This window comes from Acinetobacter sp. CFCC 10889, from assembly GCF_003268395.1.
GTDB lineage: Bacteria > Pseudomonadota > Gammaproteobacteria > Pseudomonadales > Moraxellaceae > Acinetobacter.
In genome coordinates this window covers 1-8897 of the sequence record NZ_LQXQ01000088.1, presented here as the reverse complement: position 1 = coordinate 8897, position 8897 = coordinate 1, and the positions used below count along the sequence as shown (strand labels likewise).

Below are 8897 nucleotides of genomic sequence, written 5' to 3'. Positions count from 1 at the left end.
ATACACCACCTAAAATGGAACCCTTGATGACAGGAATCATGCTCACGCCAATGGTGCTTGGTTCGCTCTTTTCCAAACCCATCATTCGTCCCATTATTTCCAAAGTTGGCTATCGTAAACTCTTACTGATGAATACCTTTTTGGTCGGGGCATGTATTGCAAGTTTTGCCCTGACCACAGCTGACACACCAACATGGCTAAGAGCTGTACATTTCTTTGTTTTTGGTACACTGAACTCTCTACAGTTTGTGGCAATGAATACTTTAACACTCAAAGACTTACCGCAACAGGATGCAAGCAGTGGCAACAGCTTTTTGTCGATGATCATGATGTTGTCAATGAGTATCGGGATTGCTTTGGCAGGAACTTTACTGAATGTTTTTACCAATTATTTAGGCGAAGCACAGATCACACAGGCTTTTCATTACACTTTGATTTGTTTAGGCTTAATGAATGTGATTACTGCGATTATTTTTTATCAAATTCCGAAAGATCGAGTGATTTAACATATAGAGCATCATTGTCATGGTTTTGCCAAACCGTTCACGTTAAACTGTAGACTTCACCGCTTTTAGAATCATAATGCCAAAACATTCAGCCAAAACCGCCAAACTCACTCGCCTGCGGATCGCTTTGATCGTCACAGCATTGTGCAGCGTGATCGGCTTAATTTTGGCAATGTTGCATGTTAATGTTGCCTCTGCTGAGCCTTATCCAATCAAGGGCTTTGATGTATCACACCATCAGGGGCAAATAAATTGGAAAAAAATCTCACCACAGCAATATCAATTTGTCTATCTGAAAGCCACAGAAGGTGGAGATTTTAAAGATACACAATTTCAAACCTATTGGTTGGAAGCCCGTGAACGTGGAATGCGTGTTGGTGCCTATCATTTTTTCCGTTTGTGTCGTGATGGTGAGATTCAGGCGCAAAATTTTATTGCTACTGTACCGAATAAAGTTGATGCACTGCCCCCTGTGATCGATTTGGAATATGACAGCAATTGCATCAATACTTTCACCAAAGAACAATTGCTGAAACAAATCCAAATCATGCATGACCGTTTGCAACAACATTATGGCAAACAACCGATTTTCTATACCTCTAAGAATTTTTATAACATTATTTTGATTGGTGAATTTAAAGATACTCCGATTTGGATCCGTGAATATCATGAGCAACCTGATCTGAAAGATCAACGTGCATGGACATTTTGGCAAAAGACCAACCAAGGCAAAATTTCAGGCATCAATAAGAATGTTGATTTAAATGTTTTTCATGGTGATGAGAAGCAATGGCAACAGTTTTTACAACGGAATCACTTAAAGCCTTAACAAAATATTATTTACACCGATTTACAGATGAGTCCTCAGCCCAATTCAGTTAAGATAAAATTGATCTTGTCGCTTTGACTTGAGTACCTATGCGAAAAATCATTCATATTGATATGGACGCGTTCTATGCCTCAGTAGAACTGCGTGAACGTCCTGAGTTGCAACATTTACCTGTGGTGATTTCCTCACATCACCCACGGGCAGTGATTGCGGCAGCATCCTACCCTGCACGTCAGTTTGGATTACGCTCTGCGATGTCCATGTCACAAGCCAAAAAGCTGTGTCCTCAAGTCGTGGTCATCGAACCGAATTTTGAAAAATACCGAGAAGTTTCCGCACAAATTCATCAAATTTTCCAACGCTATACCGCACTGATCGAGCCTTTATCTTTGGATGAAGCCTATTTGGATGTAACCGAAAATCTGCAAAATATTCCAAGTGCAACCGAAGTTGCCGAGCGGATTCGGGCAGATATTTTCAAAGTTACAGGACTGACTGCTTCCGCAGGTGTTGCCCCAAATAAATTCCTTGCCAAAATCGCTTCGGATTGGCATAAACCGAATGGCATTTGCATCATTAAACCCACGCAAGTACAAAATTTTATTCATGATTTACCCTTGAAAAAAATCCCTGGCGTGGGCAAAGTGACCCAAGAAAAACTGAAAAGTCTCCACTTGGAAACACTCGGAGATTTACAAAAAGTTGAGGAAAATCTGCTGATTCAACATTTTGGAAAATATGGCAAACAACTGTTTTTATATGCTCAAGGCATTGATGATCGTCCTGTGCAAGCCGAACGGCAACGCCAACAAATTTCCAATGAAACGACTTTCGATGATGATCTGACTTTAGAACAATGTGCGCCTTATTGGGATAACTTGATCGAACGTGTGTGGCGCAGTTTAAATAAAAAGCAAATGCAGGCTCGAGGTGTGACTGTTAAATTAAAACTCAAAAATTTCCAGGTTTTACAACACAGCAAAAGCTTCAAGCAGGCTTTAAATTCACAGCATGATATGCAAAAAGTGGTACAGATTTTATTGTCGGAAATGCAAATACCTGAACATTTTCAATTTCGTTTAATCGGTGTCGGACTCTACCAACTCAGCGAACAACAAGAGGAATCACAACTCTCTTTGTGGTGATCCACTGAAATTTATGACAACTGAAATAACTTGTCTATTTTTCAGGCGAATGGATTGATTTTAACCAAATATTCTCCCACCTTGCTGAAATTTAGAGTAATCTATTTCGCGCAATACATTATCCATGTATCTGCTGAGTTAGTAGAAGTCACCAATACTTTTACTCTGCTGTCCTGTGATTGGCGTGACGATCAAATCCGAATATTACAGGGCGCTCAGAATCACATGGGTAAACTGCCCTCGCATTTTCAAAATTCCCCGCTAAACTTTCTATAATTCACACAAACTTCACTTAAATTTCATTCGCCTAAAAGATTGATTTTCAGTACACTCAAATCGATTCAGTGAAATTTTAAAGCCCATGAATAATAAAAAACAGATTTTATGTGTTGAGGATGATGCCGCGATTTTAATGCCTTTACGTTATGCACTTGAACGTGAAGATTGGCAAGTCACTTGGGCAAATACAGGGACACAAGCGATTGACTTCGTACAGAATCAAAGCTTTGATTTTATTATCTTAGATGTGGGTTTACCTGACTTAAATGGCTTTGAAGTCTGTAAAAAAATCCGTCAATTTAACCATACACCTTTACTTTTTTTAACCGCACGTGATGACGAAATTGACCGCATTGTTGGCTTGGAAATCGGCGCAGACGACTACTGTACCAAACCCTTTAGTTCACGGGAAATCGTCTCTCGAATCAAAGCCATTTGGCGCAGAATGGAAATTCAAAACCAATTACAACACCCTCAATTCAATGAAAATATCAGTATTGAAACACCACAGGATGCATCTACAAGCAATGCTCAAGTTTGGCAATGTATCGAAGAATCTCTACAAATTCATTACTTTGGTACGATGCTACAACTGACCCGTTATGAATATCGTTTGCTGAAATTGTTCATTGATCACCCTGAGCAAGTATTTAGTCGGCAACAATTGATGGATCATATTTGGGAGCATCCTGAACATAGTTTGGAACGTACAGTCGATACTCACATCAAAAGTTTAAGACAGAAACTCAAACTCATTGCCGCTGAACACGACCCGATTCAGACCCATCGTGGCTTTGGTTATAGCTTTAAGAAATGATCATCTGATTGTATTTACAATGTTTTAAATTTATTTCATGACATCATGATCAAATCTTTAGGAATAATATTCAAATGAAAAATAAGCTCATTAACCTTGATAAAAACACCCAAGATAAAATGCTCAAAGCATTACAAAACTATGTTGAAAAAGAATTAGAGCTAGAAATAGGATCATTCCAAGCACAATTTTTCTTGGATTTTATTTTAGAAGAAATGGCACCTTATTTTTATAATCAAGCAATTCAAGATAGTCAGCAATTATTATCGGAAAAGTTTCTGTATTTGGCTGATGATTTATATTTACTCTCAAAACCTGAAAAATATTAAACTCCATTTGAAAAGGTCAATATCTGCTTCCATGTCCATTTTTATTCGTATTTGGTTTTTCTTTGGTCTGATCATTTTGCTCGGACTGTGGTTTATGTCCTACACATTTAACCAACAAGTCAAGCCCAATGTCCGCCAAGTGGTTGAGGACACACTTGCAGAAAATGCCAATATTATCGCGATGTTAGTCGCTGAAGATGTACATGACAATAGAGTCAACACGGTACAATTTAATGAAAAAATTCAACAAGCCCTGAACCGCAAACTGAATGCCACCATTTGGCAACATAACAAAAAGGAAATTAACCAACAGATTTATATTACTGATGCCAAAGGCATTGTGATCTATGATTCACAAGGCATTGCCACAGGGCAAGATTATTCAAAATGGAATGATGTCTATCTGACGCTACAAGGCAAATACGGCGTGCGCTCAACCCGCAGCTATGACCTCAAAGGCAATGACCTTGGCAGCAGCAACAGTACGATGTTCATCGCTGCACCAATTTATTATCAGGTCAATCAACAACAGCAACTGATCGGCGTGGTCAGCATCGGTAAACCAAACAGTTCTGTTCAGCCCTATATTCAACGTTCTGAAAATCAGCTTTTTCGTCAAGCTGCATGGATTGCGCTGCTCAGTTTATTTTTGGCAAGTTTGGTGGCTTATTGGTTGAAGCACAGCATTGACCGAGTGCGTAAATATGCCCAAGCCCTTGCACCTGTCAATCAAGCACCACATTTCCGTTCTGCACAAGAACTAAATTTAGTATCTCAAGCCATTGAAAATATGCGGGAAAAACTCGAAGATCGTGCCTATGTCGAACACTATGTCAATACTTTGACCCATGAACTGAAAAGTCCACTCACGGCGATCCAAGCGAGTGCGGAATTACTCAAAGAAGATCTTCCTTTAGATGATCAGCAACAATTTGCCACGCACATTCATGAACAAAGTCAGCGTTTGAAAATTTTGATTGATCGAATGTTGTTACTCACTCGTCTGGAAAAATCCAAACATCAAATCGAACTACAAAATTTTGATTTTTCACAATTAATTCAACAAGTTTTAGATCAACATGCGAGCCTGATTCAAAACAAAAAAATTCAATGCCTACTCGATATTGAACAGCACTGCATGATTCAAGCAGATCGTTTTTGGTTGCAACAAACCATTGCCAATTTATTGGATAATGCTTTGGATTTTGCCCCGCATTCTGCCAAAATTTTGCTGCAATTACAGCACAGTAAGAATCACCAAGGCATTGAATTTAAAATATTTAATGAGGGAGAATGGATTCCTGACTATGCCCTGTCCCAAGTTTTCGATACTTATTTTTCATTGCCCCGCCCTATTTCACAGCAACGCAGTTCAGGCATTGGTTTAAGCATCGTGAAACAAGTGATTGAACAACATCATGGACAGATCCACATTGAAAATATTCAAGAAAATCAAATCGCTTTGATTCAACCTCATCAACAAGGCGTCATGGTCAATGTTCGATTCATCTAAATTAAATATCACAATAATTCTTTTTCAAAAACCCATAAAAAATAGAATCATAAACTAAAAGTCACTATCCTGATCAGGCAGGGGGCTGATGCTCACAGCAAGTAATCAGATGACTTCACCTAAAGTTCACATAAAACTCAAAAGCAACTCAAATAAAAAACATCTGCTTTTTGCACACTCACGAGATCAAAATAAATCAGGTATTCTCATGCGATCTCATTTTCTAACATTGAAGATCATTACGATCATCATTTTGATGGCAATTTTCTGGGTAGGACTATTTTTTATCAGCCATTTAGTCTCAGAACGCCAAAGCTATCAACAAGACTTTATTCGTGACATTTCCACGACCCAAATTAGCCCTCAAAGCATTATTGCACCTTATATTCGAGTGCCTTATAGCGAAGAAAAAGTCTGCACCAATGAGCAGAAAAAACCATTCCCATGTACCGAAGAACACTTTAGTTACTTTGGAGCAGATAGCACACATTGGGCAGCCAACTTCAAAGTTACAGATGACACTTATAAACGTACGATTTATCGTGCAGTCAGTTATCAAACTGATTTAGCAGCAAAAGGGGTTTTTCAAAAACCTGAAATAAACGCTAAAAAATATCATTGGGAACGTGCACAAATTATTTTACCCGTCAAAGATCCACGCGGTTTAGACAAACAGCCAAGCATTCAGATTCTCAATAAAAACTACCCATTTCAAATCAGTGATCAAGGCAATAGTCAATCTGGCTTTGATTTCATGAGTATTTCTGTACAAAAACATCCTGAAATTTTAACTGCCATTCAAAATGGTTTTGACTTTAATTTACAACTTAATCTCACAGGTCTAAGCAAATTCAACCTCATTCCAACCAGTCAACATGTGACTTATGATGCCAAAGGCAATTGGGCAGATACCAAATATGATGGACAAAGTTTACCTTATGCCAAAATGAGTCAGACGGAACAATTCAGCGCTCAATGGAAAAATATCGCACTTGGACAGCAAAATCTCAATAAAATCGCCAATTGTGAAAACAGTGAGTGTATGCGCCAATTCAGTAATGCTTATCTAGCACCTAACAGCAATAATCCTGCTTATGAAGGTGAGAATACTGTTGAAAAAATTGGACTTTCTACTGAATTTTTAGAATCTGTGAATGTCTATACACAAACTGACCGTGCTATCAAATATGGAATCGTGATTATTCTCATTACTTTTGGTTGTTTCTTTATCTTTGAAGTCTTAAAAAGCTTACGAATCCACCCAATCCAATACGCTTTGGTGGCAATGGCACAAGGTATTTTCTTTGTCCTGTTACTGTCGATCAGTGAATATTATGCTTTTACATGGGCTTATCTTGTTGCAGCAGTTGCCTGTATCAGCCTCATGACATGGTACTTATTCTTTGTCATGCGAGGTGTCAAAGCTGCTGCGCTCTTTAGTATCATTTTAAGTGTGCTATATGCAGTGATGTATTTATTACTCCAATCAAATGGTAAAACTTTCCTCATTGGTTCAGTGATTTCATTCATCGTACTTGCAGCCGTGATGTTTATCACACGACATATCGACTGGTATCAAGTCGGCGCAAAACCAAAATCAGAACTGCAAAACTACACCCCTTCTTCCCAAGACTAACCCAAGACTGAAATGACATGAAAATGGATGTATCACCGCATCCATTCTCCAACAATATCTATAGGCTAAAATATGAAAAATCAAACAGTTAATATCAAACATACAGATGAACTCCCTCAACTGTGTCCGATCAAAAGCTCCATTGCATTTTGCTTAAATCAGCTCAGACATGCACATATTTCATTTTTAAATCTGGGTAATATCATCATTTGTCCTGAGCAGAAAATTGTGATGATTTTTAAAGGAAAATGCTTATCTCACATTGAAAAAATTCGTCCATTTTCTTAAAAATACATATTCATACGAAAGCTGATCACGTAAAATTTACCTATAAAAACAGATGAGCATCCGCATGACGGTACAACGTTTACACATTACACCACGCTTTTCAGAAGTTGCGATTTCTGGAAATTTAGTCCATTTGGCAGGTCAGCTGGCAAGTGATTTGAGTTTAGACATTAAAGGGCAAACTCAACAAACTTTTGATATTATTGATCAATTTCTTGCAGATGCGGGCACAGATAAAAATCACATCATGTCAGTGACCATCTATTTAAAAGATATTGAAAAAGATTATGCTGCTTTCAATGAAGTTTGGGATGCATGGGTTGCAGATATTCAGGCATTGCCTCGCACCTGTGTCGAAGCCAAATTATATCATCCGGATGTATTGGTTGAACTCACCGTTGTTGCAGTAAAGCCTTAATTTTAAAATAAAACATATATCACATAAAAAAGTGCATGATCAATTCATGCACTTTTTCTTAACCAAACACACGTGGACGTGCCAAACGTTCAGCATATTCTTCTAAATCAACAGCTGCTTGTGTTGTCAAAGTTTCATGACTATTTGCATACATCATAATAAAGTCTTCACGTAATTGTTGGTACTCAGGCACACCTTGATAACGAATCACACGATAGCCTGCCATTTCCAACAAAGTGTCTTGATTACGATCTGTACTCATCCATTTCATTGCATTTGGATCATCTAAAGTAATTACAGCAATCACTTTAAACTCATGATCTAATACAACAAAATCTGCAAACATTTTTTGATATTTACGGCGTGTATGTAAATACTTTGTCGTCAACAATGCATCAAAAGATACATGTGCCAAAATATTTGCAGCAGGTAAGATTTCTTTAATACGGGTATAGGTCATTAATTCATGTGAATTAAAAACCGCACGCTGTCTTAAAGCACTATCCACTTTTTGCTTATTTTTTAGTCCATTATAAGCAATAACACTCACTACAGCGAGTATTGCAAGTGTCGCAAGTAACATTAAATCCATAAGTTACATTCCTTATCTATTTTTATAATTTATCAGTTTTTATACCGCTTTTTATTTCACTTTTCTATCAATAAATTCAAGATATCATCTAAAGTATTAGAGCGCACATTCACTTTAAAATTCATCTATTCACTTATCGTATTCTTACTTTTATTCAATTGATCAACAATTTTATTTTACGAAACTAAGATACGCTTTTCTTATGACAAAAAAATGACGATTTCATGTTCTATTTATAGCGACAATAATAAAGAATTTCAACTTTTACCGATGAAAGATATGCCATATTGTTAGACAATATGCATAATTATTGAAAAGGATGCTTTATATCCTTCTAATTCTTAGATTACTTGTTCAGCCACAACATCATGACCTGAAATTTGTTTAAGTTTAGATTTTAAGTCATTGATAATAAACTGTTGAAATTCTTCTGTTGCAGATGCCCCAAATACGACCTCAAGCCGATTATATTCTTCAAAACAATGATAGACTTGACCATGTAAAATACATTGATATATGGGATACCAATCATCTGTTTTAGAGGG

General features: G+C 37.3%; 11 protein-coding genes. 9 read left to right on the top strand and 2 right to left on the bottom strand.

All coding sequences use genetic code 11. The features are described 5' to 3' along the window. The 9 genes from AVJ19_RS19635 to AVJ19_RS19595 form a co-directional block, all read left to right on the top strand. Positions 1–506, top strand: a 506-nt coding sequence (locus tag AVJ19_RS19635; protein WP_162626663.1) for an MFS transporter, incomplete at its 5' end; no start/stop codon positions are given. Between the two features lie 76 nt (positions 507–582). Beyond that, positions 583–1335, top strand: coding sequence for a GH25 family lysozyme (locus AVJ19_RS19630; RefSeq protein WP_111861250.1), 753 nt, complete (start codon positions 583–585; stop codon positions 1333–1335). A gap of 89 nt (positions 1336–1424) precedes the next feature. After that, entirely contained in the window at positions 1425–2480 is a 1056-nt protein-coding gene (dinB, locus tag AVJ19_RS19625) for a DNA polymerase IV (protein WP_111861249.1), read from the top strand. A gap of 361 nt (positions 2481–2841) precedes the next feature. Next, the gene (gene creB / locus AVJ19_RS19620) at positions 2842–3576 is read left to right on the top strand and encodes a two-component system response regulator CreB (RefSeq protein WP_111861248.1); all 735 of its coding nucleotides are present in this window, start codon (positions 2842–2844) and stop codon (positions 3574–3576) included. Between the two features lie 74 nt (positions 3577–3650). Further along, positions 3651–3905 (top strand): DUF2164 domain-containing protein, encoded by a 255-nt coding sequence (locus tag AVJ19_RS19615; RefSeq protein WP_111861247.1) that lies wholly within the window; start codon positions 3651–3653, stop codon positions 3903–3905. Positions 3906–3936: 31 nt separating this feature from the next. Further along, positions 3937–5418 (top strand): two-component system sensor histidine kinase CreC, encoded by a 1482-nt coding sequence (creC, locus tag AVJ19_RS19610; protein ID WP_111861246.1) that lies wholly within the window; start codon positions 3937–3939, stop codon positions 5416–5418. Between the two features lie 208 nt (positions 5419–5626). Beyond that, positions 5627–7054, top strand: a complete 1428-nt coding sequence (creD, locus tag AVJ19_RS19605; protein WP_111861251.1) for a cell envelope integrity protein CreD — start codon at positions 5627–5629, stop codon at positions 7052–7054. Between the two features lie 72 nt (positions 7055–7126). Continuing rightward, complete coding sequence (locus AVJ19_RS19600; RefSeq protein ID WP_111861245.1) at positions 7127–7342, top strand: hypothetical protein; 216 nt, start codon at positions 7127–7129, stop codon at positions 7340–7342. A 64-nt stretch (positions 7343–7406) separates the two neighbouring features. Further along, on the top strand, positions 7407–7760 hold the full coding sequence (locus tag AVJ19_RS19595) for a RidA family protein (RefSeq protein ID WP_111861244.1): 354 nt from the start codon (positions 7407–7409) through the stop codon (positions 7758–7760). 58 nt (positions 7761–7818) lie between these two features. Here AVJ19_RS19595 and AVJ19_RS19590 read toward each other — a convergent pair whose 3' ends face one another. Both AVJ19_RS19590 and AVJ19_RS19585 read right to left on the bottom strand, forming a co-directional pair. After that, complete coding sequence (locus tag AVJ19_RS19590) at positions 7819–8352, bottom strand: DUF2726 domain-containing protein (RefSeq protein WP_111861243.1); 534 nt, start codon at positions 8350–8352, stop codon at positions 7819–7821. Between the two features lie 341 nt (positions 8353–8693). Further along, on the bottom strand, positions 8694–8897 hold a 204-nt coding region (locus AVJ19_RS19585; protein ID WP_162626662.1), incomplete at its 5' end, for a hypothetical protein.